Origin of the sequence: Flavivirga sp. 57AJ16, assembly GCF_028736925.1 — a bacterium.
GTDB lineage: Bacteria > Bacteroidota > Bacteroidia > Flavobacteriales > Flavobacteriaceae > Flavivirga.
This window is the reverse complement of sequence record NZ_JAQZAT010000003.1, coordinates 211,720-236,961: the sequence shown is the minus strand read 5'-3', so window position 1 is coordinate 236,961 and position 25,242 is coordinate 211,720. Positions and strand designations below refer to the sequence as shown.

26 protein-coding genes are annotated in these 25,242 nt (G+C 29.7%); 13 read left to right on the top strand and 13 right to left on the bottom strand.

What is annotated here, in order from left to right:
- Nucleotides 1-12: 12 nt before the first annotated feature.
- From PQO00_RS05030 to PQO00_RS05005, 6 genes are all read right to left on the bottom strand, one after another.
- Nucleotides 13-669 carry a DUF1361 domain-containing protein gene (locus PQO00_RS05030; protein WP_274183730.1) on the bottom strand — a complete coding sequence of 219 codons (657 nt, stop codon included), beginning with the start codon at nt 667-669 and terminating at the stop codon, nt 13-15.
- Nucleotides 666-1,064 (bottom strand): DUF2809 domain-containing protein, encoded by a 399-nt coding sequence (locus PQO00_RS05025; RefSeq protein ID WP_274183729.1) that lies wholly within the window; start codon nt 1,062-1,064, stop codon nt 666-668. The genes PQO00_RS05030 and PQO00_RS05025 overlap by 4 nt, the downstream gene beginning before the upstream one ends.
- Nucleotides 1,065-1,483: 419 nt before the next feature.
- Nucleotides 1,484-1,675, bottom strand: a complete 192-nt coding sequence (locus PQO00_RS05020) for a hypothetical protein (protein ID WP_274183728.1) — start codon at nt 1,673-1,675, stop codon at nt 1,484-1,486.
- Between the two features lie 137 nt (nt 1,676-1,812).
- The gene (gene creD / locus PQO00_RS05015) at nt 1,813-3,189 is read right to left on the bottom strand and encodes a cell envelope integrity protein CreD (RefSeq protein ID WP_274183727.1); all 1,377 of its coding nucleotides are present in this window, start codon (nt 3,187-3,189) and stop codon (nt 1,813-1,815) included.
- A gap of 88 nt (nt 3,190-3,277) precedes the next feature.
- Nucleotides 3,278-3,571: a transcriptional regulator gene (locus PQO00_RS05010; protein ID WP_274183726.1), complete on the bottom strand. Its 294-nt coding sequence runs from the start codon at nt 3,569-3,571 to the stop codon at nt 3,278-3,280.
- A 99-nt stretch (nt 3,572-3,670) separates the two neighbouring features.
- Nucleotides 3,671-4,282 (bottom strand): hypothetical protein, encoded by a 612-nt coding sequence (locus PQO00_RS05005; protein ID WP_274183725.1) that lies wholly within the window; start codon nt 4,280-4,282, stop codon nt 3,671-3,673.
- A 206-nt stretch (nt 4,283-4,488) separates the two neighbouring features.
- Between PQO00_RS05005 and PQO00_RS05000 the strand changes: the two genes are divergently transcribed.
- The gene (locus PQO00_RS05000) at nt 4,489-4,866 is read left to right on the top strand and encodes a DUF1801 domain-containing protein (RefSeq protein WP_274183724.1); all 378 of its coding nucleotides are present in this window, start codon (nt 4,489-4,491) and stop codon (nt 4,864-4,866) included.
- Between the two features lie 395 nt (nt 4,867-5,261).
- Here PQO00_RS05000 and PQO00_RS04995 read toward each other — a convergent pair whose 3' ends face one another.
- Both PQO00_RS04995 and kdsA read right to left on the bottom strand, forming a co-directional pair.
- A complete protein-coding gene (locus PQO00_RS04995) occupies nt 5,262-6,122 on the bottom strand; it encodes a hypothetical protein (protein WP_274183723.1) in 861 nt (286 codons plus the stop codon).
- A 92-nt stretch (nt 6,123-6,214) separates the two neighbouring features.
- On the bottom strand, nt 6,215-7,033 hold the full coding sequence (kdsA, locus tag PQO00_RS04990; RefSeq protein WP_274183722.1) for a 3-deoxy-8-phosphooctulonate synthase: 819 nt from the start codon (nt 7,031-7,033) through the stop codon (nt 6,215-6,217).
- 275 nt (nt 7,034-7,308) lie between these two features.
- Between kdsA and typA the strand changes: the two genes are divergently transcribed.
- From typA to PQO00_RS04955, 7 genes are all read left to right on the top strand, one after another.
- The gene (gene typA, locus PQO00_RS04985) at nt 7,309-9,108 is read left to right on the top strand and encodes a translational GTPase TypA (RefSeq protein WP_274183721.1); all 1,800 of its coding nucleotides are present in this window, start codon (nt 7,309-7,311) and stop codon (nt 9,106-9,108) included.
- A 1-nt stretch (nt 9,109) separates the two neighbouring features.
- Complete coding sequence (locus tag PQO00_RS04980; protein WP_274183720.1) at nt 9,110-9,346, top strand: uroporphyrinogen decarboxylase; 237 nt, start codon at nt 9,110-9,112, stop codon at nt 9,344-9,346.
- Nucleotides 9,347-9,683: 337 nt separating this feature from the next.
- Nucleotides 9,684-10,988, top strand: a complete 1,305-nt coding sequence (locus PQO00_RS04975) for an O-antigen translocase (RefSeq protein ID WP_274183719.1) — start codon at nt 9,684-9,686, stop codon at nt 10,986-10,988.
- A 59-nt stretch (nt 10,989-11,047) separates the two neighbouring features.
- A complete protein-coding gene (locus PQO00_RS04970; protein ID WP_274183718.1) occupies nt 11,048-12,025 on the top strand; it encodes a GNAT family N-acetyltransferase in 978 nt (325 codons plus the stop codon).
- Nucleotides 12,022-13,122: a DegT/DnrJ/EryC1/StrS aminotransferase family protein gene (locus PQO00_RS04965; protein WP_274183717.1), complete on the top strand. Its 1,101-nt coding sequence runs from the start codon at nt 12,022-12,024 to the stop codon at nt 13,120-13,122. Before PQO00_RS04970 ends, PQO00_RS04965 begins: the two co-directional genes overlap by 4 nt.
- A gap of 35 nt (nt 13,123-13,157) precedes the next feature.
- Nucleotides 13,158-14,447 carry an O-antigen translocase gene (locus PQO00_RS04960; protein ID WP_274183716.1) on the top strand — a complete coding sequence of 430 codons (1,290 nt, stop codon included), beginning with the start codon at nt 13,158-13,160 and terminating at the stop codon, nt 14,445-14,447.
- Between the two features lie 95 nt (nt 14,448-14,542).
- Nucleotides 14,543-15,034, top strand: a complete 492-nt coding sequence (locus tag PQO00_RS04955; RefSeq protein ID WP_274183715.1) for an acyltransferase — start codon at nt 14,543-14,545, stop codon at nt 15,032-15,034.
- A gap of 5 nt (nt 15,035-15,039) precedes the next feature.
- On the opposite strand, the gene PQO00_RS04950 is transcribed toward PQO00_RS04955, so the two are convergent.
- Nucleotides 15,040-16,185 (bottom strand): glycosyltransferase, encoded by a 1,146-nt coding sequence (locus PQO00_RS04950; protein ID WP_274183714.1) that lies wholly within the window; start codon nt 16,183-16,185, stop codon nt 15,040-15,042.
- A 37-nt stretch (nt 16,186-16,222) separates the two neighbouring features.
- On the opposite strand from PQO00_RS04950, the gene PQO00_RS04945 reads away from it, so the two are divergent.
- Both PQO00_RS04945 and PQO00_RS04940 read left to right on the top strand, forming a co-directional pair.
- A complete protein-coding gene (locus PQO00_RS04945; protein WP_274183713.1) occupies nt 16,223-17,062 on the top strand; it encodes a glycosyltransferase family A protein in 840 nt (279 codons plus the stop codon).
- 9 nt (nt 17,063-17,071) lie between these two features.
- A complete protein-coding gene (locus PQO00_RS04940; RefSeq protein WP_274183712.1) occupies nt 17,072-17,485 on the top strand; it encodes an FdtA/QdtA family cupin domain-containing protein in 414 nt (137 codons plus the stop codon).
- Here PQO00_RS04940 and PQO00_RS04935 read toward each other — a convergent pair.
- The 3 genes from PQO00_RS04935 to PQO00_RS04925 all read right to left on the bottom strand — a co-directional run bounded on the left by PQO00_RS04935 (nt 17,471) and on the right by PQO00_RS04925 (nt 20,504).
- Nucleotides 17,471-18,406, bottom strand: a complete 936-nt coding sequence (locus PQO00_RS04935) for a glycosyltransferase family 2 protein (protein ID WP_274183711.1) — start codon at nt 18,404-18,406, stop codon at nt 17,471-17,473. The genes PQO00_RS04940 and PQO00_RS04935 overlap by 15 nt on opposite strands.
- A 50-nt stretch (nt 18,407-18,456) precedes the next feature.
- The gene (locus tag PQO00_RS04930; protein ID WP_274183710.1) at nt 18,457-19,776 is read right to left on the bottom strand and encodes a hypothetical protein; all 1,320 of its coding nucleotides are present in this window, start codon (nt 19,774-19,776) and stop codon (nt 18,457-18,459) included.
- A gap of 578 nt (nt 19,777-20,354) precedes the next feature.
- Nucleotides 20,355-20,504 (bottom strand): hypothetical protein, encoded by a 150-nt coding sequence (locus PQO00_RS04925; protein ID WP_274183709.1) that lies wholly within the window; start codon nt 20,502-20,504, stop codon nt 20,355-20,357.
- 308 nt (nt 20,505-20,812) lie between these two features.
- On the opposite strand from PQO00_RS04925, the gene PQO00_RS04920 reads away from it, so the two are divergent.
- Nucleotides 20,813-21,757, top strand: a complete 945-nt coding sequence (locus PQO00_RS04920; RefSeq protein WP_274183708.1) for a hypothetical protein — start codon at nt 20,813-20,815, stop codon at nt 21,755-21,757.
- A gap of 37 nt (nt 21,758-21,794) precedes the next feature.
- Here the strand turns inward: PQO00_RS04920 and PQO00_RS04915 are convergent, their stop codons facing one another.
- The gene (locus PQO00_RS04915) at nt 21,795-22,478 is read right to left on the bottom strand and encodes a cell division ATP-binding protein FtsE (protein WP_274183707.1); all 684 of its coding nucleotides are present in this window, start codon (nt 22,476-22,478) and stop codon (nt 21,795-21,797) included.
- Nucleotides 22,479-22,622: 144 nt separating this feature from the next.
- Between PQO00_RS04915 and PQO00_RS04910 the strand changes: the two genes are divergently transcribed.
- Together PQO00_RS04910 and PQO00_RS04905 are read left to right on the top strand one after the other, a co-directional pair.
- On the top strand, nt 22,623-23,876 hold the full coding sequence (locus tag PQO00_RS04910) for a hypothetical protein (protein WP_274183706.1): 1,254 nt from the start codon (nt 22,623-22,625) through the stop codon (nt 23,874-23,876).
- Nucleotides 23,866-24,984, top strand: coding sequence for a glycosyltransferase family 2 protein (locus PQO00_RS04905; RefSeq protein WP_274183705.1), 1,119 nt, complete (start codon nt 23,866-23,868; stop codon nt 24,982-24,984). The genes PQO00_RS04910 and PQO00_RS04905 overlap by 11 nt, the downstream gene beginning before the upstream one ends.
- Nucleotides 24,985-25,242: the final 258 nt, after the last annotated feature.

Below are 25,242 nucleotides of genomic sequence, written 5' to 3'. Positions count from 1 at the left end.
TTTTATACATCTTTACGGTTTATATAATGTTTTAAACATCCAAAACCCAATACTTAAAAAAGCTCCAAAAAGAAAAGTGAACAACCAAGCTTCTAAATGTTGATTTGGTTGTAAAATAATATTGAAAATATCGCTGAACAAATTTGAAGGGTATTGAAGGATTTCCCAGGAGTTATAGCGTAAAAACCGTCCTAGATAAACACCAAAACCACAAAGAAAAAGAATAAATATTACAACAAAATTTGTTGTTTTTCTTTTCAAATATTGGTTTAGTAATGTCTCCATATCTAGTAGAGACAACGAAAATATTAGCAGCCCGTTTAAAGCAAAAGAGGTGACAACAAGGACATCCAGCCATAATAAATGATTAGAACCTATTTTTAAATGTAGTAAATCTGTAATAATATAAGGGGCATTAGGTAAAAAAAGGAGCCATATGCTACACCATATTATCAAACCTATTTTATTAAGGCTAGGAATGCTTACCAAATAGGTTGTAATGGCAAAGGGAACCACCGCTAAAAACAAATTCCAAACTAAAAATAAGTAGAAAAAGGAATGTGTTAATTTCATCCTTATCATAAGTAATACCATGCTTAATGCTATTGAAATACTTAACAGGGAAAAGATTTTAAACCGATTGATTATGAGTGTTTTTATAGTGTTCATATGTTTTTTGTTTTTTCAAGCCCCAACCAAGTTGGAAAATATTCGATAATTAAGACAGAAAGAATGCCCAGGGAATAAGCAACCAAATCTGTAATTTGAAATGTACTGCCAAAAATAAGTTTCAATAAGTGGTTGTTATTCAAGTTTAATATGTCCAAGATGTTTATTAATTGTAATAATTCTATGAGGAATGAGAATATTAAAACAGGGATCGCAATGATAAAGGGAGTTGTTTTGATAAAACTTTTAATAAAATAATAAAGAAGTATAACAACCAAATAATCTCCAAAGGTGTGGCGAACAAAACCATATTTTAAATAGATGGCTATTAAAATTTCGATGGCTAATAGGATTAGCGTGATTATAAGATATTTTTTGTTGAATTTTAGTATCATAAGTTTTTAATTAACGAAGTGATTTAAACTTTTTTGATTGAAGCGAAAAATAGCTTGTTTTTATTCGTTTTGAAGCCTTTTTTGCACTTCATAGTAGCGTTACGAAGTAATAAAAAGACAAAAAAAGGATGAAAAGGAGCATTTTGCAGCCAATTGAAAAAAGTTTAAATCACTTCAACACATAGAAATATAGTGCGGCTATTGGAATATTTAAGATGATAATTCCGCAGGTTTTAGCTAACTCTAATTTGTTTTTTGAACTATTTAACATTGAACTCATCTTGACTTTTACTATTTCCTAAAAAATGGCTAAAATCCGTCCATATTTTGTTACTTTTCTTAACCGTAGCGATGCTATGCTTTTCTAAAAGTGCCTCATCTGGACAAATTTTATCTCATTTTCGGTAAAACACAAAAAGTCAAGATGAGTTCATTGTAACTATGAGAGCAATAAATAATATAGTATTAATTATAGTAGCAACAATAACAAATACAACTCCAATATAAATTAATTGAGTACTCCCAAAGTATAATTGAATGGCAAATAGTATAGTGCCAATAACAAAACTCAAAAGAGCTATTGATTTACTGGTTGTTATTAAACTATGCATGATACCCTTTTTGTATTAGTGATTGAAATGTGAGCCTTTTAAGGTATTCGCATAAACTTGACATAAAAAAGGTGTTAAGGAAAGCGTGTCCCCAAATTTCTTTGAGGAAACGCTCAATAGTATCATAAAATGGTAGACTAACCTTGATTCCAGTCTATTTTTCTGGATACAAACATGACTACAGCCAATATTAAGAAAAGACCAAGGCTACCTACCAAGAGGGCATAGTTTTCTAATTGAATAATAACATAGATAAATGTATATAGGGCTGTTAAGGAAAGGCCTATAAATAATGGGAATTTAAGGGTCTTTAATATAGATTTTGAATATAGGGTTATTAAAGCTATTACAGAAATGCCAGCTATTAAGTATGCCTTTAGGAAGTTACTATGCTCGGAAATGGAAACCAAGAGGGTATAAAACATGGTAAGCGCTAACCCAATCATTAAATATTGGAAAGGGTGGATGTTTATTTTGCTTAAAGTTTGAATTAAAAAGAAAATAAGAAAAGTTAAACCTATAACAAGAAAGCCATACTTCGCCGAGCGTTCACTTTTTTGATATTCATCTATGGGGATCATAAAGTTTACCCCAAAAGCAAATTCTTTTAAGTCCGGGATACCATTGTAATGTTGTTGCGAGAAGGGCCTGTTAAGATCTAAAATCTTCCATTGTGCATGGAAACCATCGTCGTTTATCTTATTGTCGTTAAAAGGTAAAAAACCTCCAAAAAAGTTTGCCGTTTTCCAGTTAGAAGTTATTTGAGCCTCAGTTTGCCTGCCCGTAGGCACAAAACGGATCTGCTCACTTCCTTTAATGTTAAAATCAATGTTAAAACTTAAAGGTTTTCGAAACAATAATGGCTCTTTGTTTATGTTTTTAGTTTCTAACGTATGAAGTGTTATTTCATTATAATTGTGACTTTTCCGATCATTATATCTAGATGAAAGCTCATAGTTGGTTTGATTCAACTTTAATTTAGCTTCATTCACACCTTTTACATTAGAGGATTGTATAATAATTTTAGCCTTGTCCCAAATAATGTTTTGGTCATTAATTTCGATTTCACTAAAATTGGGCTTAATAAAGGCGCCAGTTATATTTATCTTGCTATTGTAAACAGCTGTAGTATAAATGCCTCGTTTTTTTGTTTCGGGATTGATATTCGAATCAATATTTAGTTTTTCAGGAAAGAAGTAAGCATTATGAATTTCTTCAATAGTTTCTGTATAAACCTTTTTTGTTTTTTTATCAGTAACCGTCTTTTCTTTATAGATTTTATAAGGGATTTTTAAAATAGGGCCGTAGATAAGTACTTCGTTTCCCCATTGTTGGTTAATTTCGTTTACTACCTCAGTTTGCCTATTTGCCCGTTCTCTAATGACATCTTCTATGAAGAAAAGGGGGATTAATAAAACAAGTGTTAAAAAACCAACCATGAGCATTCTTGCCGTAATTGAAGTTTTTATCCAATGTCCGAATTTGTTTTGTTGCTGTTTGTTTGTATGTTCCATAATGATGTTTTAAAAGTACTTTGAATTTCAAAGCTTGTAAATAAAAAATTTTAAGTGTCGTTTTTTGTTATTCCTGCCTACGCAGGAATCATTGTTTATTAATTAATTTTTCGAGGGCGTTAATATGTTTTTTAAATGCTGCTTCTCCTAATTTGGTGGTGCTGTAGCGTGTGTTAGGTTTCCTTCCTATAAATTGCTTTTCAACTTTTATATATTCAGCTTTTTCAAGAGCTTTTGTATGGCTTGCTAAGTTGCCATCTGTAGCTCCCAATAACTCCTTTAACATATTAAAATCTGCATATTCATTCACCATTAAAATAGACATAATGCCCAATCTAATTCTGTGATCAAATACTTTATTTATGTTGGTAATAATACTCAAACTAATGTTTATTTGTTGATGTGTTTTTATAAAATTAATGTAAAGTCAACTATTATTTTTTAAATTCTAAGTGACTGAAAACTGGGACAGATAGACTGTTTACTTTTTAACATCATACTTAAAATACATCCAAGTCCCATAAACAATATGCATAACCCCAAAGCCCAGAACCCAAAGCCAAAATCCATATCCAGGAAACCAAGCGCAGATTAAGCCTAAAATAATTTGTATAAAACCTAAATAACGAATATCACCAATACTATATTTAGAAGCATTTACTAAAGCTAGCCCATAAAACAAAAGCATTAAAGCACCGGTTTGCCCATATTTTTGCCTTCCTAGTATAATTAATATATAAATACCACCAACTACTAAGGGAATTAAAAAGTTTATTACTAGGCGACGCGATGAGCTGTCCCAAATATTGGCCCCATTTTTTTTAGCCTTTCTTGTCGTTAAAATGATTCCGGTAATGGCACTTAAAAGTGCGATCAAGAACAAGTCTAGCATAACCAATCTAAATATTTTGCCATCTAATATTAAAGTGCCGTTACTATATTCCATAACCAACCAATAGGCTATGGCTGCGCCTACTAGGGCATAAATACCTGCTAATATTCCAGATAAACCACTAAGCGAAATAAAGCGAGAGGATTTATTCATTAAATCCTTTATCTCGCTTATGTCTTTTAAATAATCTTTTGGTTCCATGTAAAAGTACTTTGAAATACAAAGTAAGTAAATTATTTTTAAACGGGCATCATAAATTTTTGTTAAGTTTGAATTTGTAATTGTATTCGGTTAAACTTTTTTGCTAATTGATAAAGTTTGAGTGAGTTCAACAAAATAATTTCTTGAAACGAACGATCCTCGGCAGCATCTCGAGGAATTTTTTTCGATTAAAACCTATTAAAATATTGAAACCTGTAGACGCGTATTTTTTAAATCAAAAAGAACCTTATCAATCTATCATGCTTTATGTTAGAAGTGTTATACTAAATACACTTCCCGAAGTAGAAGAGCGGTACAGTTATAAAATTCCGTTTTATAATATTGGGAAAAAACCTATGGTTTATCTAAATATCCTAAAAGGTAAAGATTATGTCGATGTTGCTTTTGTACAAGGTGTGTTGTTGGAAAAACAATTCCCTATTTTAAAGAACAATAATAAACGAAAACAGGTACGTTCTATTCAGTTGAAAACCCTCGAAGATTTAGATCATGAAAATTTCATTGAGTTATTGCATGAAGCTTCAAACTTATTAAGCAAAAGCAAAAAGGCTTGGTTTATTTAGCTAAACTAAATAGTTAAACTTAGATTATACAAACGAAAATCTATTATATTCAGAAACCACTGAAAATACTATCGCTTCGTTGTATTTTTGAATTTCTCCATAAGGATATGTACTATAGCTAAATCTATATAAAATAACATGACCTTCAGACTAAAAAACCGAATTTCTTCGTTAAAAATACTCACCGTAACTAGGCTATGCCTACGCTTTTTGCCTTGAACTTCAATTTTTTATTTCTAAATATTCTATGCCATTTTATATAGATTTAGCTATATGTTAAAATTAAGAAAGTGCCAGTATTTATTTAGGTTTCGGGGCTCATAACGACGTTCTATCGCATAATCTGAGTTAAAAGCTATATAAGTAAATTTAGCTATCTCGACCAATAAGATTATTTAAATTTTAAAAATACCGCCAATAGAAATGACCCGCTGTAAATAAAGGAAATGCTGCGATGCACTTTCTGTGGTATTACTGGTCGTTCTTATATCTGGCATATCAATATAACCACCTCTTAAATCTAATTCCATGAAAAGGTGCTTAAAAAATATAAGGTTTAGGCCAGCATTGAACGATACACCATAACCGGCTAAATGAAACTCGTCATACCTGTCTTTTTGAAGCAGTGTTGTATTCGTTTTTGGATACAAAATACCTGCTCCGATACCTTCGGTAATGTTAAGCTGAAACTTATCGGTATTATGAACATTAAATATTGAAGAAATGTCGTCAAATCTCGAAAATTCTGCGTAAACATAGTTTAAACCATTTGTGTGTTCAAATACTAAGAAATCTTTTGATACAAAAAAATCTTCATTATCATAATTTCCATTATATATACTTCCTGTTTCAGTATTTGGTAAATTAATATAACCATCAAGAACTTTATTTCTATTGTCATTCATTACATACTTCATATGGTCTACAGCAAGAGAAATAATGTATTTGTCTGAGATAAAATAACCAATCTTTATATTGGTTTGAGGAATTGTAATTTTTGTCGGGTTGATGTAATCTATATGCCAACCTTTGGGTTTGTCTTTGGCAGAAACATCCTTTATAGTAAAATCGTAATTTTCACCTTTAAATCTAATATCAGATTTTGAATAAGATTCTCTATTACCTCCCCAACTAATAAATATTTTACCTTTATTAGATGCTGTGTATTTTTGAGTATCATTTTTTTGAGCGAATCCATTTTGGGACAGAATACTTAAAATAAAAAATATTATAAGTTTGATTGGGGTAACTTTCATTAATGTTTTTTAATTGATTTATAAAAAAAACCTTTTGAAGAAATAAAAGTCTATTCCTTAAAAAGTTTTTACTTTTTTTTGATTGTAAAAAATTAGAGTGATTGAATGGTTTTTCTAATGGCGACTAAATTAGTAAGTAATTTTTCTAAATTATCTAAGTGTAACATGTTGGCGCCATCACTTTTTGCATTTGCAGGATCGAAATGGGTTTCAATAAATAAACCATCTACATTATTAACTATGCCAGCTCTGGCAATAGTTTCAATCATGTCTGGTCTACCACCTGTTACACCAGCATTTTGGTTAGGTTGTTGTAAAGAATGTGTAACATCTAAAACAGTTGGAGCATATTGACGCATAGTAGGAATACCGCGAAAATCAACGATCATATCTTGATAACCAAACATAGTGCCTCGGTCTGTTATCCACACTTTATCGCTACCTGCATCCTTAACTTTTTGTACGGCATGTTTCATAGCCTCCGGGCTCATAAATTGTCCCTTTTTTAAGTTGACAACTTTACCGGTTTTAGCGGCAGCCACTACCAAATCTGTTTGGCGTACTAAAAAGGCTGGGATTTGTAATACATCAACATATTGGGCTGCAAAGGCAGCGTCTGAAACTTCATGTATATCGGTAACGGTAGGGACATTAAATGTCTCGGAAACTTTCCGAAGTATTTTAAGCGCTTTTTCATCGCCTATCCCTGTAAAACTATCAATTCTGCTTCGGTTGGCTTTTTTAAAGCTACCTTTAAAAACATAGGGGATTTCTAGCTTATTAGTAATTGTAATTACTTTTTCGGCAATACGAAGTGCCATATCTTCGCCTTCGATAGCACATGGACCACAAAGCAAGAAAAAATTGTTTGAATTAGTATGTTTTATTTTAGGGATATCTAGAAGCGTCATATGCCTTTGTTTCAAAAAAAAATATGATGCAAAGATACTATTAATGCCGAATTAATGTGTACATCTTTTAAATTGAGGTAAAAATATTTTTAAGTGTATATATTAGAAATTGAGACAGTGCTTTTTCTTGTTTTTAACAAATTAAAAATAAGAAAGATACAGTGAATCATACTGTATTTTTGTATTTTACAAAGAAGGAACATCCAAAAAAAAATTATTAGATAATTTATCCGTTATTTATAATTACATTTGCACGCTTAAAATAAGGCACCATTATGGCTAATATTAAAAACATTGCAATTATTGCTCACGTAGATCATGGTAAAACGACCTTGGTTGATAAGATTATGTATCATTGTCAGTTGTTTCGCGAGAACGAAAACACAGGTGATTTAATTCTTGATAATAATGATTTGGAGCGTGAAAGAGGTATTACAATTACTTCTAAAAACGTTTCCGTAATTTATAAAGACACAAAGATTAATATTATTGATACACCTGGTCACGCCGATTTTGGAGGTGAAGTAGAGCGTGTATTAAATATGGCAGATGGTGTTTTACTATTAGTCGATGCTTTTGAGGGGCCCATGCCACAAACACGTTTTGTATTACAAAAAGCGATTGACCTAGGTTTAAAACCTTGTGTAGTTGTAAATAAAGTTGATAAAGAAAACTGTACGCCCGATGAGGTACATGAAAAAGTTTTTGACCTGATGTTTGAGTTGGGAGCAGAAGAGTGGCAGTTGGATTTTCCTACAGTTTATGGCTCTGCAAAGAACAATTGGATGAGCGATGATTGGCAAAATGAAACGGAAAATATAGAGCCATTATTGGATATGGTTATAAACCACATTCCTGAACCTAAAATTGAAGAAGGCACTACTCAAATGTTAATTACATCTTTAGATTTTTCTTCTTTCACAGGAAGAATTGCTATAGGACGTTTAACCCGTGGTGAATTAAAAGTTGGACAAAATATATCTTTGGTCAAGCGCGATGGAAGTATTGTTAAATCTAAAATAAAAGAACTACATACTTTTGAAGGTCTAGGACGTAAGAAGGTAGAAGAAGTACAAGCGGGAGATATTTGTGCTATTGTTGGATTAGAAGGTTTTGAGATTGGTGATACGGTTGCGGACTGGGAAGCACCTGAGGGCTTAAAAACCATTGCTATTGACGAGCCTACCATGAGTATGTTATTTACTATTAACGATTCGCCTTTCTTTGGTAAAGATGGGAAATATGTTACTTCTCGTCATATAAAAGATCGTTTAACAAAAGAGTTGGAAAAGAATTTGGCATTACGTGTTGAAGAAACTGATAGTGCAGATAAATTTATGGTATTTGGTCGTGGTGTATTGCACTTATCCGTTTTAATAGAAACGATGCGCCGCGAAGGTTACGAATTGCAAATTGGCCAACCACAAGTCATTATAAAAGAGATTGATGGTGTAAAATGCGAACCCGTAGAAGAGATGACTATTGATTTGCCAGAAGAGGTTTCTGGAAAAGCTATTGAAATGGTTACCTTAAGAAAAGGTGAAATGCTTAGCATGGAAGCAAAAGGAGATCGCATGGTCTGTGAATTTATAGTGCCTTCCAGAGGTATCATAGGTTTACGAAATCAATTATTAACTGCTACCGCAGGTGAAGCCATTATGGCACACCGTTTTAAAGAATACCAACCGTTAAAAGGAGGTATCCCTGAGCGTCAAAACGGTTCTTTGGTATCTATGGAAAAAGGACAAGCTATTCCTTATTCTATTGATAAACTACAAGATAGAGGTAAGTTTTTTATAGACCCGGGTGAAGATATTTATGAAGGGCAGGTTATTGGAGAAAATTCTCGTGGCGATGATATGACGGTAAACGTAACAAAAACCAAAAAGCTTAGTAATGTACGTTCATCTGGAGCAGATGATAAAGCTAAAATTGTACCCGCGATTAAGTTTTCGCTAGAAGAGGCCTTAGAATATATTCAAAAAGATGAATACGTTGAGGTGACACCAAATCATTTAAGGTTGCGTAAAGTCTATTTAACAGAAGTAGAGCGTAAACGAAATAAAATGGTGTAAGATGGCATTCTTTGGAATTTCTGGTGTAGAATGGATGGGATATGCTGCTATGGCGACTGTTTTAATTTCATTCTTAATGAAATCTGTTAATCAATTACGAATAGTAAACTCCTTGGGATGTTTACTATTTGTGTTTTATGGCATACTGTTAGATCCTACTTCCATGCCAATTATAATAACGAATATAGCTATATTTTGTATTAATTTATATTATTTATTGACGAAGAAAAAAACATAGCTTTATAGCTACATACTATTTCTTACATTTTCAAGCAACTAATACCAATTATGAATTAAAATACGCAATTCAAACACATTCATTAATTCGTTTTATCACTTTACTCCTCATTTCCATAGCTTAGGCTATGCAAATAACACGCAGCAGGCAAAAACAAATAAGCAATGTCGTTTTCTGTAGCTCATTTTAATTCATAATTGGTATAAGACAGAAAAGCTAAATGATTTCGTATATTTGATTCTTTCTATAAACATATAAGAATAATGTGTTTTTTAGCGTTTATAGCTCATGTACTCAATTTAAAGCAATTTTTATTTAGTAAAAAAACCTTAATTAATTGAAAAAATTAATTGATTATATAAATAGTAAGGTCTTAGTTAGGATTACTTCGTTACAAACAGCTTCAGTATTAACACGAATAATAGCAGGTATATTAACATCAAAGGCTATCGCTGTTTTTATTGGTCCTGTGGGTTTGGCGTTAATTGGAAATTTACAGAATTTTGTTAGTTCTTTCCAAACGGTTGCTATACTTGGTTTTTATAATGGCGCTGTAAAATATGTTTCAGAATTCAAAGACGATGTCATAGCCCTTAGTAAAGTCATATCAACCATATTTTACGCTGCTTTTGTATCTACTATTTTAGTGTCGTTTTTCTGTTATTTTAATGCAGAGTTAATAAATGACCTCATTTTTCCTATTTATAATGATTATACGTATGTTATTCAAATATTTGCTATAGTACTCCCTTTTTATGCTTTAAATATGTTTTCATTTTCTATAATGAATGGTTTTTCTAAGTATAAAATACTAATTGTCATTAATATAATCGGGCAAATACTAAGTGTTTCTATTGCTTTACTTTTAATTTACCAAAAAAAGCTCGATGGAGCTTTAGTGTCGGTAGTTATTGCTGAGGCTCTCATCTTTTTAATTACCTTAGTGGGTATTATTAATAGGCGTAGTTTAGCACCGCTTATAAGAGTCGATAGGATAAATTATAGGTTTTTTAAAGATATGGGTTCTTACTCGTTAATGGCTCTTTTTACCGCTGTTTTCATGCCTTTGGTTACTATTGCCATTAGATCGTACATTAGGGACAATGTTGGTTATAAAGATGCTGGTTTTTGGGAAGCTATGATAAGGATATCTAAGTATTGTTTAATGCTCGTTAGTTCTCTTATAGCCTTGTATATTTTACCTCGATTTTCAGAGATTAATGATGCCAAGGAATTTAAAAAGGAGGTTTTTAGTTTTTATAAAACCGTCGTACCTATTTTAGCTGTTGGTTTGTTTATTGTATATTTATTGAGATCCATCATAGTGCCTATCGTTTTTTCCAGCGAGTTTGAACCTGTTAAAGACTTGTTTTTATGGCAGCTTTTAGGTGATTTTATTAAGATTTTATCTATTGTTATTGCCTACCAGTTTTTAGCAAAAAAAATGTTTTGGCACTATATTTTAACAGAAGCTTTTTTAATAATAACTTTGTATACCACTAGTATTTATTTTATCGACTTATTTGATGGTGTAAAAGGAGCAGTGGTTGCCCATTTTGTGAGTTATGTTATGTACTACGGTATTATTTTGCTCATATTTGGGAGTTCGCTTTTTGGAGTGGATACGGAGAAGAACGTATAGATGTACAATTGTTTTTTATAACTTTTCAAATAAATTTATCAATTAAAAGCATAGCCTAAATGGGAAATTATAAGGTAGTTAAATATTCTTCTTTGTACTATGAGGAATGGAATGCTTTTGTGTTGAACGCAAAAAATGCCACTTTTTTATTTCATAGGGATTTTATGGAATACCATCAAGATAGATTTGAGGATTTTTCGTTAATGGTTTTTAAAAATGATCATCTAATAGCAGTTTTACCAGCTAATAAATTAGACAATCGATTATTTTCACATCAAGGTCTAACTTATGGGGGATTTGTAGTTGGGAAAAAGTTGAAATTTCAAGATTTTATAAAAAGTTTTAAGGTACTTCTGGAAACTTTGGATGATTATGGTTTTTTGACTCTGGAAATAAAAGTAATACCTTATATCTATACTGAGTTACCAAGTGATGATATAAATTGTTTAATGTTTATATTGGAAGCAAAATTAATTCAAACCAATATATTATCGGTTGTTGATTTAGGAAAACAAATTAAATTTACTAAAAGTAGAATTGAAGGTTGTAATAGAGGAAAAAAAAATAATTTAGAAATTAGAGAAGTAGATAGCTTAAAAGAGTTTTGGGATGATATTCTTATTCCGAACTTAAAATCAAAATATAAAACGGATCCAGTTCATAGTTTAACAGAAATCACTTTGCTTAAGAATAGGTTTCCAGAAAATATAAGACAATTTAATGTGTATCATGATGATGATATAGTTGCTGGTGTAACTATTTTTGAAACGAAGAAAGTTGCACATGCTCAGTATATATCAGCTAATAGTTATAAAAATACATTGGGAAGCTTAGATTTTTTGCATGAGTATTTAATCAAAAAGAAATTTAAAAATAAAGCATATTTTGACTTTGGTACTTCTAATGAAAATCAGGGAAGAAATATTAATAAAGGATTGTTGTTTTGGAAAGAAGGTTTTGGAGCTAAAGTCATAACACAAAATTTTTACAGAATTAACGTTAATGGTTATAATAAGTTAAATCATATCATGTTATGATAAAGTTTTTGGATTTAAGGTCAATTAATAAGAGGTTTGATGAAGTGTTTAGAAAAAAGTTTAACGATTTTTTGAATTCTGGCAAATATATTTTAGATGAACAGGTTTTAGCTTTTGAAAAGGAATATGCTGCTTATTGTGGAGTGAAATACTGTATTGGTGTTGGTAATGGGTTAGATGCAATTAAATTAATATTAAAGGCATATAAAATGCTTGGTGTTCTTAATGATGGTGACGAAATTATTGTTCCAGCTAATACATATATTGCTTCTGTTTTGGCAGTTAGCAATTTGGGCTTTAGACCAGTTTTGGTAGAACCTGATATGACTACATATAATATTAATTCAGAGGAAGTTGTTAAGGCCATTACTTCTAAAACAAAGGCAATTTTGGGAGTTCATTTATATGGGCGGTTATATAATATTGAACAATTGGAAAAAATATCTAAAAAATATAACTTACTGTTAGTAGAAGATGCTGCTCAAGCACATGGAGCCACTTTTTCTGATGGACGAAAATCCGGGAATGTTTCAGATGCTGCAGCATTTAGTTTTTATCCGACTAAAAACTTAGGTGCCTTGGGTGATGCGGGAGCGATAACTACCAATAATAAAGTATTGGCAGATGTTGTTTTTAAATTAAGAAATTACGGAAGAGTATCTACTTATAAAAATGACTTGAAGGGGTATAATTGCCGATTAGATGAATTGCAAGCCACTTTTTTAAGAATAAAATTGAAGTATTTAGATTCTGACAACAATAAAAGAAGGACTATAGCTCAATGCTATTTTGATAATATTGATTCAAGTAATGTTATATTGCCATTTCTTGAAGATATAAATCAACATGTTTTTCATCTTTTTGTTATTAGAAGTAAAAAAAGAGACCAACTTAAAGATTATTTACATAAAAAAGGGGTTGAAACTTTTATTCATTATCCAATCCCTATACATAAACAACCAGCTTATAAAGAATATAAAGATTGTAGGTTTTCTGTTACAGAACAGATTCATAAAGAAATATTGAGTTTACCTAATAACCCAATACTGACCCAAGAAGAAGTTAAAAGCATTATAAGCATTATAAATCAGTACTAAAATTTAGAGTATCGCAAGTTCAGGTTGATCAGATTTTGAAAGATTTAAAAAGTATATTGCAAAGTAATCTTCTTTTAAAGATAACATCTTTAAATGTTATTGTAATATCTATAAGATTAACAGTTTCTTTAGTTATTCAAAGAGTATTGTCAACAACTGTTGGTGAAATAGGAATTGCTCAAATTGGACAACTCAGAAATTTAATCCAAATCCTAATGAGCACCGCTTCGTTAGGTATATTTAACGGTGTTATAAAATATGTTTCTGAATTTCGAGACGATAACCAACGCCTTAAAGATTTATTTAAGACAACTTTTACATTCGTTTTTATAGGGTCTATTGTAACATCTTTAACCGTTTTTTTTTATGCTTCTTGGATCACTATCGAGTTGTTTGGAAGTTTGGAATTTGTAAATATTATAAAGCTTCTGGCTTTATTACCTTTGGTTATAGGGATTAATAGGGCTTTTCAAGGTATATTAAATGGACTTTCAGATTATAAAAAATATGCAAAAATTGATTTATTAAGTTATATTTTGTCTGCTACAATACTTTTAGTTTGCCTTTATTTTTATAAACTAGAAGGTGTTCTATTTTCAATTGTAATAACACCAATAATTCAATTAGTTATTATTCTCTATATTTTTGGATCAACTCTCAAGAAACTAATAAAAGTTAAAGACTTAGCATTTAAAATTCCTTTTGCAAAAGAATTATTGGCATTTGCTTTAATGTCTTTTGTATCAACAGCATTGCTAAATTATATTGAATTGGATATTAGAACAATGATAACTAAAAAAATACATATAAATGAAGCAGGTTATTGGACGGCTATGAGTTTTATTTCTAAAAATTATATGACATTTTCTTCTGGTCTGTTTTCGCTATATGTTGTGCCTAAATTCGCTAGAATATACAGTAAGCATGCTTTTATATATGAAGTTTTTTATATTTATAAAACCTTGCTTCCTCTTTTTGGAATAGGAATGTTGGTGGTTTATACTTTAAGAGAACAAATAATTGCAATTATTTATCCTAATTTTGCAGGGCTAGAACCATTATTTAAATGGCAATTATTAGGGGACTTTATTAGTTTGGCAACTTTAGTAGTTGCTCATCAGTTCTTAGCAAAAAAAATGGTTAAGAGTTTTATAATAACAGAATTAATATCATTAGGATTATTTTACTTTTTATCTAAAAACTTTATAGTTTTATATGGGGCAGAAGGAGTGGTAATTGCACATTTTATAAGAAGTATTATTATTTTGGTTATTGTTTGTTTTTTAGTTGCCAGAAGTTTTGATAACCAAAGTAAGATTTCTTAAATTTAAGTATTGGTATAGACAAAATGGTTAAGAGATTATTTGCTAAAATATTCTTGTATTGTAGAAAAGTGAAATATTCTTTTTATACAACTAATATGGCTGTAAGTGGAACTTATCTGTCTTATCAACCTGTGGTTTTAAGAGGTTGTGGGAATATTAGTTTTGGCGATAATGTGAGTATTGGTGTGATAAATTCTCCTTATTTTTATAATAGCTATGCTTATATTGAGGCAAGAACAAAAAAATCATACATTAAGTTTGGTAATAATATTCATATTAATAATGGTTTTTCTATAATTTCAGAAAAAAGCATTACTATTGAAGATAATACTTTGATAGGGTTTAATTGTCATATAATTGACAGTGCATTTCATAATTTGCAAATTGATAAAAGAAAGGAAATTGATTTGAATCCACAAGATGTCATCATAGAAAAAAATGTTTTTATAGGCAACAATGTTACTATTTTGAAAGGAATAACTATAGGAGAAAACTCTGTAATAGCAAGTGGTTCGGTCGTAACTAAATCATGTCCAAAAAATGTCATAATTGCTGGAGTACCAGCTAACATTATACGAGAGTTGTAAAGTTATTACAAACCGACTTTCCAGGTATTTAAATATTTTGTTGCAATTTTGGAATGGTTATGTTCTTTCTCTATAAAATTTCTGGCATTTTTAGAAATTTCAATAATCTTTTCAGGATTTAAAATCAGCCATTCAAGCTTTTCGGCTATTTTATCCGCATTGGGTAAAGCATTAATAGCAATGGAGTTTTCCTCTAAGTTATAATACTCTAACCATTCTTTTTCGGCACCTGTAAAAACCACTTTGCCTTTGGCCATAGCTTCAAGAGCATTATATCCTTGATCATAAGCATATACCTGATCTAGAAATATATGGGCGTTGTTATATGATTTTATATAATCATTATAGGGGGTGTTTTCAATACTAGTAATGTTTATTTTATTTGGATATTTTTTTTGAATGATAGCTAGAGCGTCTTCAAAAAAAACATTTCCTTTTTTTATATAATTCATACTATTAATGCCATGAAAAATATTAATCTTATTTAAACTATTAATTATAGTGTTATTTAATTGTTCAGTATTAACAGGGTTAGGTATTAAACCTAAATATTTTGGATGGTTTTTTAAAGGAATATGATAATCTAAATCAGAGCTAATGACTCCTTCGATATTTTCAAAAAGAAAAGTATGTAGCTTAAAAAAAGGTTTCGTTATATACTTTAAAATAGGTTTATAATGCTTTTTTAGTGTTGAATTATTGTGAAGTGGCGTTAATATTGAATATCTTAATTTTTTATCGAAAGCGTATTTAACACTTGTGTAATCAGTTCCACAAGATAGAAGAAATAGTTTCTTATTTTGGTTTATAAGTTTTTTTAAAAGCCATATTTCTAGTGTTGGGTTAGTTTTTATGCTATTTTCATTAATAAGTTGCACAATGTCAAACTCTTTAAGTTTATGTAAAATAGCATAAAAACGAAGGGCAATTTCTAGATGTATTAAATTTATTCCTGAAATTTTATTAATGGATTTTGTAATAAATAATAAAAGTTTATTGTTCAATATTTGTGAACCAATATTAATATCGACAGGGTAATTTTTAAAACCATCACCAGATCCTACTAAAACAACCTTATGGCCATTTTTTATCAAACCTTCTTTTAATGAATTATGTAACCTACTATATTCACCAATCAATAATATTTTCATTAATAATATATATATTTGTTATCAAAGATAGCTGTTAATGATTAAGATAGGGAAAAAAGAATATGATTTTGAAATATTACTATCCACAATGTATAGAACGTCATTGTCTTTTTTGGCTGAAATGTTTCCAGAAGATAATTTTTTAAATTACAATATTCTTATAGTAAATCAAACCTCTAATGATAAGCTCTTAAAATCTGGATACACTAATATAAGAATTATAAATTCTTTCGAAAAGGGGTTATCAAAAAGTAGGAATTTGGCTATTAAAAATGCTATAGGAGAAGTTTGCTTAATAGCAGATGATGATGTCAAATATCAAAAGAATTTTAAAGAAATAATTTTAGATACCTATACAAAGAGAAGTGAAGCCGATGTTGTTACATTTCAAATGATTGATGATGCAGGTAAGTTATTTAAAGCTTATCCTAATATAACCATACATAATAAAAAGACAATTAAAACGGTTAATTCTGTTACTTTAACATTTAGAACAGAGCGTTTAAAATTTCATAAGGTAGGGTTTAATCAACATTTTGGATTAGGAGCTATATTTCAGAATGCAGATGAATATGTTTTTTTAAGAAATGCTCTTAAAGCTAATTTGAATGTGTATTTCGAACCAAAAGTAATTTTGTCCCATAACTTATATAGTTCGGGAAAGGCTGTTGGAAGTGATAGGGTTATATACGCTTTAAGCGCTATATTTTATAAATACTCAGGTGTTTTAGCCTACCCAAGACTACTGAAACATTTACTTTTTATTTGTAAAAGAAAACGGATTGCTTTTAGAGAGATAATACCTAAATATCGTGTTGGCTTAAAAGGAATAAAAGAATATAAAAGGTTAGTGAAATTAGGCTCGGAAAAACGTTAAAATAAACCTATGAATAAAGAAGTCAATAATTTTTACATAATTGATATCCCAAAAATTATAGATAAAAAAGGACGTGGGAATTTGTCTGTAATAGAAAAACAATTCTTGCCTTTCAAATTTAATCGGGTATATTATTTATATGATGTTCCAAGTACATCTTATAGAGGAGGTCATGCTCATAAAGAGCAACAAGAATTCTTGATAGCGTTGAGTGGAAGTTTTGACGTTATTGTAGATAATGGAAAGACAAAGAAAAAGATAACACTTAACAAGCCAGATAGAGGATTGTTAATTAAAACAAGAGTTTGGAGAGAATTAGAAAATTTTTCTTCTGGAGCCATCTGTTTAGTATTTGCATCGGATACTTTTAAAGAAGAAGATTATATTAGAGATTACGAAGATTTTCTATTATTTGTAAGATGAAATATAAATATGGTTTTTAATTAATGCTAAATGAACTTTTTTTATTAAAATCACTAATTGATAAGGGGTGATTAAAAGCAATTTTTGTTTTAAATTAAGAAGTGATTTATCAATTTCTGGATATAATTTTTTAAAGGTTCTTTTATTTTTAACAAGCTTACATTGAATAGCAAGAGAATAGCGATTAAGATTTAAATACTTTTTTAAAGATTTATTGGTGTTTTCTTCTGTTTTAAAACTGTTAAACAAAGCTCGTTTGCTTTCTTGGTGATTTTCTTTAGATAAACTCCACATCACAGTTTTATCATAACAGGAAGTGATAGTTGGATTGAAAATAATCATCTTTTTCAGTCCAAACCTAATTAATAAGTCAAGGTCTTGACCTGAAGTAAATTCTGGGTTAAATACTCCGATATCATAAAAATCATTTTTGTTAAAGACAATTGCAGAAGTCCATCCTATTGGATGAATAGTGCTTGCTTCAAAATAATTATTAATAACATGTGGAGTATCTTTTTTTTCAGTATTGTAAATAGCTTTTATAATACATGTTTTAGATAATTTAAGTTCATAAGCATTGCAAAATAAACTTCCAAAAGGAAATTTTTTAATATTGTTAAAATGTTCCTGTAAATGGTTTGGCTTCCAAATATCATCAGCATCCAATAATGAGATATATTTGCTTTTTGCTTTTTCTATTCCTAGATTTCTTGCTCTGGAAACACCTAAGTTATTTTGAGTATAGATGGTAATTCTCCTATCAGAAATTTGTTTAACTTTCTCTAGGCTTTTATCCGTTGAGCCATCATCGATGATTATAACTTCAAAATTCTCGAAACTTTGATTTAAAACACTGTTTAAAGTGTTCCCAATAAATTTTTCTTTATTATATAGAGGTATAATGACTGAGAAAAAAGGCATAAAGTGTTCGGTTTTTATTTAATAATATCTATTGGGTATGTATAAAGAGGTTAGTTAATTTTATTTGAAATTTTTTCAGAAATAATTTTAGCAGCTATTAATTCTTTGTCAGAAATAAAGCCAGGTATTAAGTGATTAAAAATAAATTCGTATAGAAAAGCATCAATATTTTTATTCTTAGGTATAAAATCTAAAGCATTACTAAGTATTTGTTTTAAGTTACCTTGTTGATTGTATTTGGTACATATTTTAGGGTTGTCATAATAAGAATTCCCTAAAACTACAACTGACTTTTTCATTGCGATGGCTTCAATACCTACTGTAGAATTATTTACAATAATAATATCTGCAAGTTTTAAACTGTTTTTCAAAGAGGTAATTGTATCAAAGGAGATATTATGGTTTTTACTATATTCATATAATTCCTCTTCATATTTACCTTTATAAACTGGATGCTCTCGTAAAATAAGTCTTGAGTTTTCAGGAAGGTTTTTGTGAATTGTTTTAACAATGCTAAGATGGCTTTTAAAATAAGGGCTATGATATATCATATTAACATCCATTGGTACTTGTAAAATTAATAAACATATTTTAATATTTTTATCGGTTTTTATCATAAAATTAGTTTTTGAAGTTTTTGAAAAATTGAATGAAGGAAATGTATCAATAAATTTTAAATCAGGTGGGTATAGGTAACTTTTATTTAATAATACATGCAAGGTAAAGTCTAAGCCTCTGTAAATAGGAGACCTTTTATATTTTAGAGGTATGGGTCTGTCAATAAAATTATAAACATCGTTTTTTTGTCGTTTAGTAAGAGTTATACCATTTTTTAATTTAAACTTTCTAATAGAACAATTGGCATTAACACCTTCTGAATCAAAAATAGTGGTATTAAAAGGGCCTTGTTCAATAAAATAAGTTTTTATATGATGCTTTTTTGCCAAGGCTGTGCAAGCTTCTATACTAAGCTTAGAATCACCTGTTAAAATAATTATATCTGGAGATTTTTTTAGAATTGTTAATTCAAAAATATCAATATAAGCTAAAGCCTGTAGTAATAAATTTTGTACTGATGTGGACTTGTTTAAATTTGAATGATATTTAATAATCTTTTTGAAGTTTATACCTTTATAAGTTGTTTCATTCTTTATGATTTGAACATATCTTTTTTTATTTTTAATAGCAAAAAACCAAGATTTTATAGAAATCCAGGAACTGAATTTTAATCGAATAAAGGGATATAGAAATCCACTAAAGTGAAGACTATAAATATAAAGTTTTGTTGGACTATTAGAATTTAATACTTCACCTAATTTTAAAAAAAAGCGAGAAAATTTGTCTAAGGCGCTAATACATATAATTTTCATGTGGTGTATATGATATAGAGATTATTTTAATGAAGTGATTTAAACTTTTATTAATTAGCTGCAAAATACGCTTTTATACCTTATTGCTTCATAGGGATACTACGAAACTCTAAAACTTTTCTTATAAGGATAAAATCCCAATTTTTTCTCAAAAAGTCAAGATAACTTCTATATTATTGTTTTAATCATGAGATATATTATTTTTATAAATACCAAAAATATAGTCACTTGGATATAGTTATTAGATAATCACCTTCTATTTCAAACAATTTTTTAAGAACACTCTCTTTTTCTTCGTTTAATTCAATAAGATGATGTGAAAGACCTTTTAATGCAGTCATAAGTATATTGCCATCTAGATTTACTTGATGCTCGGTCTTATAATATTTATGAATAGAGGTATAATATTTTCAGATTCAATACATTCTGAGGGGGCTGCAATAATCATTCTTAAAAGCCCAGATCCATAAACTTTATTTTTATAAAGAGTTTAGTTTAAATCGTTGTCTATATTCTTTAGTAATAATATTTAAAGTTTTATTGATATATATTATTTGATGTTTGGGAATAGGGATTGATCAATTGGCAGATTTAATATTGTCATCATTAAAGGCACTTACTGTTCTTTTAATAGAGCTAAAGTTTAGTTTAGATATGATAAAATTAAGACCTCTTTGATGTATTTTGGTATAAGTCTCTATAAAGTCATCCCAAGTTATTATTCGCATTTTTAGTCTTTTTAACCTTTCCGCTGCACCACCTCAAAAACCGCATTTTCATCACACATAATTTTCTGTTAAAAAGGTGATTAACATTAAAAATCTACGGTTATTTACGTTTCCCAAAAATAAAGAATTAATTGAATAATGGTCTTTTTTTTCTTAGATTTAAGTTAATAGCGTTTATTTAGGTTACGGATTTACCACAGCAATATTTTTTTAAAAAACAGTATTTACCAATAAAATGGTGTTTTATTTATTTGTATGAATAAATTATTTTATAGTTTAATTCTTCCTAATTTTAAACTTTAAATATCATGAAAAAATTATTCTTATTAAGTATTTTAATAACTACATTTTCTTACTCACAAGTTACAGATGAAAACGGTACAATGGCAGATGGTTCAGGTAATACAGATTTATCTGGCAATATAGGTATTGGTATTACTCCTGCAGCCAACTCACCTTTTAAATTTGAAGTAAATGGTTCTATAAAAGGAAAGCAAGGTTGGTTTATAAATACATTGCCTAACGGACATGTGTTTCCAAATAATGATTGGGGAGAGGGAACAGCTCTAATTAGGGCTGGAGTTGATAGCACAGGAGGAGATCTTTTTGGTTTTTATGATGTTCCCCAATCCAACCTCAATTCAAAGCCTTTTGTTTGGTTTCATATTGAAGATAGAAACGACAAGGCTAGATTCAGATTACATGCATATGAAGGTGGGGCAACATCTTTTAAGATATTTGGAAAAGAACAAAATGATGTTTTTCAAATTTATGACCCAGGAGATCAGTATACATTTGCCAGTTTAGATAAGCCAGATAGTTATTTTGTTATTGGTGGAGTAAACGTATGGCCAGTAGAACATAAATTAATAGTGAAACAAGGTAGTGCCCTAATAGAAGGCAATATTTTAACAAACAGTAATATAGGAATTGGAACAACTTCTTTCATTGACGGTTCAGATACATACAGGCTATCTGTTGAAGGCAAAGTAAGAGCGCATGAGGTTAAAGTTTATACAACTTGGGCAGATTTTGTCTTTGCAAAAAATTACAACTTACCAACTTTAAAAGAAGTAGAAAGCTATATTAAGGAAAATGGCCATTTAAAAGACATACCAAGTGCCGAAGAGGTAAAAGAAAATGGTGTTAAATTAGGAGAAATGAATAAGCTATTATTACAAAAAATAGAGGAACTTACTTTATACGTGATAGATCTTAAAAAAGAAATAGAAGTATTAAAAACTAAAAAATGAGGTAACTAAAAAACTGCTTGATTAACTTCAGGCAGTTTTACCCTTTCCGCTGCACCACCTCATAAACCGCATTCTCATCACACTTTAAAGTCTTACTAGGATACTTAAGTAATAAAGCATAATCATGAGTGGCCATTAAAATGGTATTGCCATTTTTATTAATGTCTTGCAGTACTTCCATAACCTCTACACTGGTTTGTGGGTCTAAATTCCCTGTAGGCTCATCGGCAAGAATAAGCTCAGGGTTATTAAGCAAAGCCCTGGCTATGGCCACACGTTGCTGTTCACCACCAGAGAGTTCATGTGGAAATTTAAAACCCTTAGTTTTCATATCTACCTTAGCTAAAACTTCTTCAACCCGGGTATCCATTTTTGTTTTGTCTTTCCAACCCGTAGCCTTTAAAACAAACAATAAATTGTCATTAATAGTTCTATCGGTTAGTAATTTAAAGTCTTGAAAAACAACCCCTAATTTTCGTCTTAAAAAAGGGATGTCTTTTTCTTTAAGGTGCTTTAGATCATAATCTACAATATGACCTTCTCCTTCGGTTAAAGGTAAGTCACCATAAAGCGTTTTCATAAAACTACTTTTGCCCGTTCCAGTTTTTCCAATTAAGTATACAAAATCTCCTTTGTTAATTTCAACATTAACGTTTGAAAGTACTAGATTGTCTCCTTGGTAAATGGATGCATTTTTTAATTGTAGAATAGGAAATGACATAGAGCATTATTTTTTAAGAATTGAACAAAGAAAATGAAAAAATATTATAGATGAATATTATTTCGTTTTTTTTGATATTAAAACAGTATTTTTATTCATTCTTTCGTTAACATTAATTTTATGAGGTTCCCAAAAGGGTATTTAATGATAAATTCAACAATCTATGTGTTATTTGGCTTAGTTGTTGCTTTAAAAGGTCCTATTTATTTGCCAGATAGTTATGCGCATATGGATATGCTGATTAATAGGTCTCCAGTATATTCTCTTTTTTTAAAAGTCTTTACGAGTACATTTAAAGCACATTATGTGCTGCCTTTATTACTTGCCCAATATTCGTTTCTGGTTTTATCAATAAGGTTTTTGTTAAGAATTTTATACAAAAATTTGAGAATATCATTAGTTGCAATTTTAATTTTGCAATTAATATTTTTAGCAAATGGTGTATATTGGTACCCATCAGTAAACAGGGTTTTATCCGAATCCTTGACATTTCCCATGCTTTTGTTTTTCATTGGGTGTTTGTTTAATTCTTTAATGAAGAATGATTTTGGTTGGTTGTTAAGGGCAATAATATTACTGGGTATTTTGCAGTTTACTAGAGGACAGTTTGTTGCTTTTCTTCCAGTTTTGCTTCTCGCTTTAGTATATATGATCTACACAACAAAAAACTATAAAATAGGAGGTCTACTAATAATAGTGCTTGCTTTAGTTCCAGTTATAGTTAGCTGTTCGGAAAGAGTTTATTATAAATTAGTATTTGACCAAAATAAAAACTATGCAATGACTTATGTACATTGCATTTCTGCACCATTTTATATTGCTAAAAGTAGTGACATTGAAATTTTTGAGACAGAGGAGCAGAAATCGTTTTTTTCTAGAACATTTCAAATACTAGAATCTAAAGAAATAACTAGAGACTTTGCAATTTCAAACCGTAAAGATGATTATGATTTTTTTGATGAAAATTTCACAAAAATTTGTAACGCTTCAATACATGAATCTAATATGGAATATTATAGAAAACATGGATTTAGGACTGAATATGAACAACAATATAAAGTTGACGAAGTTACCACCAAAATGTTTTTTCCTTTATTAAAGGCGAATTTCAAACTATGGTTTAGAATGTTACTTAAGAGCATTGAAAAAGGTTTAGGAGGAAGGTCAGGGGCTTTTTTAACTTTCATGATATTATGTTTTAGCTTGGTTTTTGTATTTAAGGACAACAGGTTTGCTTTTTTATCGATTGCTGTAATATTAAAACTTGCAAATAGTTTAATTGTGGCTATAGCGGTACATTCAATAATTAGATATACATTTTATTTTGATTGGATAATTGGTATGACTATAGTTTTATTATTAGATCCTATTTTAAAAAAATACTTAAATGTCAATTGAGTTGTCCATCGTTATGCCATGTTTAAATGAGGCAGAAACAATTGAAAGCTGTATTAAAAAAGCTTTTAATTTTTTAACAAGAAATAATATATCGGGAGAAGTTATTATAGGTGATAATGGTAGTGTGGATGGTTCTCAAAAAATAGCAATGGGATTAGGGGCTGAGGTTATTGACGTAAGCGTAAAAGGTTATGGAAGTGCTACTCGCGCAGCAATTGGTAATGCCAATGGAAAATATATAATTACTGCAGATACAGATGACAGTCACGATTTAGAAAATCTGATGCCTTTTGTAGATTTATTGCGTTCTGGATATCAATTTGTAATAGGTAATCGTTTTAAAGGTGATAAATTGGATAATGCTATGCCTTTTTTACATCGATACATAGGTAATCCCGTATTGACATTTATAGGGAATTTATTTTTTAGAACTAATGTAGGAGATTTTCATTGTGGACTTAGAGGTTTTACCAAGGAAGCTTATGATAGAATGGAATTGAAAACTACAGGAATGGAGTTTGCCTCAGAAATTGTTGTAAAAGCTTCGATGTTAAATTTAAAAACTATTGAAGTACCAACTACAGTTTTTCCATCAGGAAGAACACGAAAAGCTCATTTACGAACTTTTCCTGATGGCTGGAGACACTTAAGGTTTCTACTATTATATAGCCCAAAATGGCTGTTTTTAATTCCAGGTTTGATATGTATGGCAATAGGCTTGTTTTTTACAATATATATAATGGGAAATTCTCATAATCATTATTTTGTGTGGTTGCCTTGTGCTACATCTTTGTTTTTAATTAGTTTTCAGTTTGTCTTGTTTTTTGCCTTGACAAAAATTTATGCAACAAATCATAATTTAATCCCAAGAGGAAAAAATTATAACAAATTGTTTAAATATTTTACTTTAGAAAAAGGTTTGTTTGTTGGTCTTCTTATGTTTGTCGTCGGTATAACTTTTATGTTTTTGTCTTTTAATTTTTGCCAAGAAACAAGCAATATTTTAAAAATAACAATCCCGTCTTCAATAATAATTGCGATGGGCATTCAATTAATGCTTTTTAGTTTTTTCTTTAGTATTTTAGGATTGGGAGATACTGAAACATAAAGCTAAGAGAGGAGGCTGAGCTTTTACATATTTTCAAGTAAGTTTAAACATTTAATAAGCCATTATATAATTATGGCACGATTATTACGTTATAAGTTTCATATTCAATAAAAAATAATTTCTTGATGTATGGCATCGAGATTTCCATTGAATTTGCCTTTTCCGTTTAAAACGGGAATCCAAAATAAAATATTTTGTTTTTCATCTTTAAATTAAAAACAAAATCCTTTATTTATCTTTGATCTTAAATTAAAAAAC

Excerpts from the sequence above, each read along its gene's own strand:
- PQO00_RS05030 (WP_274183730.1), bottom strand. The coding sequence starts at position 669 with ATGAACACTATAAAAACACTCATAATCAATCGGTTTAAAATCTTTTCC.
- PQO00_RS05025 (WP_274183729.1), bottom strand. The coding sequence starts at position 1,064 with ATGATACTAAAATTCAACAAAAAATATCTTATAATCACGCTAATCCTA.
- PQO00_RS05020 (WP_274183728.1), bottom strand. The coding sequence starts at position 1,675 with ATGCATAGTTTAATAACAACCAGTAAATCAATAGCTCTTTTGAGTTTT.
- creD (WP_274183727.1), bottom strand. The coding sequence starts at position 3,189 with ATGGAACATACAAACAAACAGCAACAAAACAAATTCGGACATTGGATA.
- PQO00_RS05005 (WP_274183725.1), bottom strand. The coding sequence starts at position 4,282 with ATGGAACCAAAAGATTATTTAAAAGACATAAGCGAGATAAAGGATTTA.
- PQO00_RS04995 (WP_274183723.1), bottom strand. The coding sequence starts at position 6,122 with ATGAAAGTTACCCCAATCAAACTTATAATATTTTTTATTTTAAGTATT.
- kdsA (WP_274183722.1), bottom strand. The coding sequence starts at position 7,033 with ATGACGCTTCTAGATATCCCTAAAATAAAACATACTAATTCAAACAAT.
- typA (WP_274183721.1), top strand. The coding sequence starts at position 7,309 with ATGGCTAATATTAAAAACATTGCAATTATTGCTCACGTAGATCATGGT.
- PQO00_RS04980 (WP_274183720.1), top strand. The coding sequence starts at position 9,110 with ATGGCATTCTTTGGAATTTCTGGTGTAGAATGGATGGGATATGCTGCT.
- PQO00_RS04970 (WP_274183718.1), top strand. The coding sequence starts at position 11,048 with ATGGGAAATTATAAGGTAGTTAAATATTCTTCTTTGTACTATGAGGAA.
- PQO00_RS04965 (WP_274183717.1), top strand. The coding sequence starts at position 12,022 with ATGATAAAGTTTTTGGATTTAAGGTCAATTAATAAGAGGTTTGATGAA.
- PQO00_RS04955 (WP_274183715.1), top strand. The coding sequence starts at position 14,543 with ATGGCTGTAAGTGGAACTTATCTGTCTTATCAACCTGTGGTTTTAAGA.
- PQO00_RS04950 (WP_274183714.1), bottom strand. The coding sequence starts at position 16,185 with ATGAAAATATTATTGATTGGTGAATATAGTAGGTTACATAATTCATTA.
- PQO00_RS04945 (WP_274183713.1), top strand. The coding sequence starts at position 16,223 with ATGATTAAGATAGGGAAAAAAGAATATGATTTTGAAATATTACTATCC.
- PQO00_RS04940 (WP_274183712.1), top strand. The coding sequence starts at position 17,072 with ATGAATAAAGAAGTCAATAATTTTTACATAATTGATATCCCAAAAATT.
- PQO00_RS04935 (WP_274183711.1), bottom strand. The coding sequence starts at position 18,406 with ATGCCTTTTTTCTCAGTCATTATACCTCTATATAATAAAGAAAAATTT.
- PQO00_RS04930 (WP_274183710.1), bottom strand. The coding sequence starts at position 19,776 with ATGAAAATTATATGTATTAGCGCCTTAGACAAATTTTCTCGCTTTTTT.
- PQO00_RS04925 (WP_274183709.1), bottom strand. The coding sequence starts at position 20,504 with ATGCGAATAATAACTTGGGATGACTTTATAGAGACTTATACCAAAATA.
- PQO00_RS04920 (WP_274183708.1), top strand. The coding sequence starts at position 20,813 with ATGAAAAAATTATTCTTATTAAGTATTTTAATAACTACATTTTCTTAC.
- PQO00_RS04915 (WP_274183707.1), bottom strand. The coding sequence starts at position 22,478 with ATGTCATTTCCTATTCTACAATTAAAAAATGCATCCATTTACCAAGGA.
- PQO00_RS04910 (WP_274183706.1), top strand. The coding sequence starts at position 22,623 with ATGATAAATTCAACAATCTATGTGTTATTTGGCTTAGTTGTTGCTTTA.
- PQO00_RS04905 (WP_274183705.1), top strand. The coding sequence starts at position 23,866 with ATGTCAATTGAGTTGTCCATCGTTATGCCATGTTTAAATGAGGCAGAA.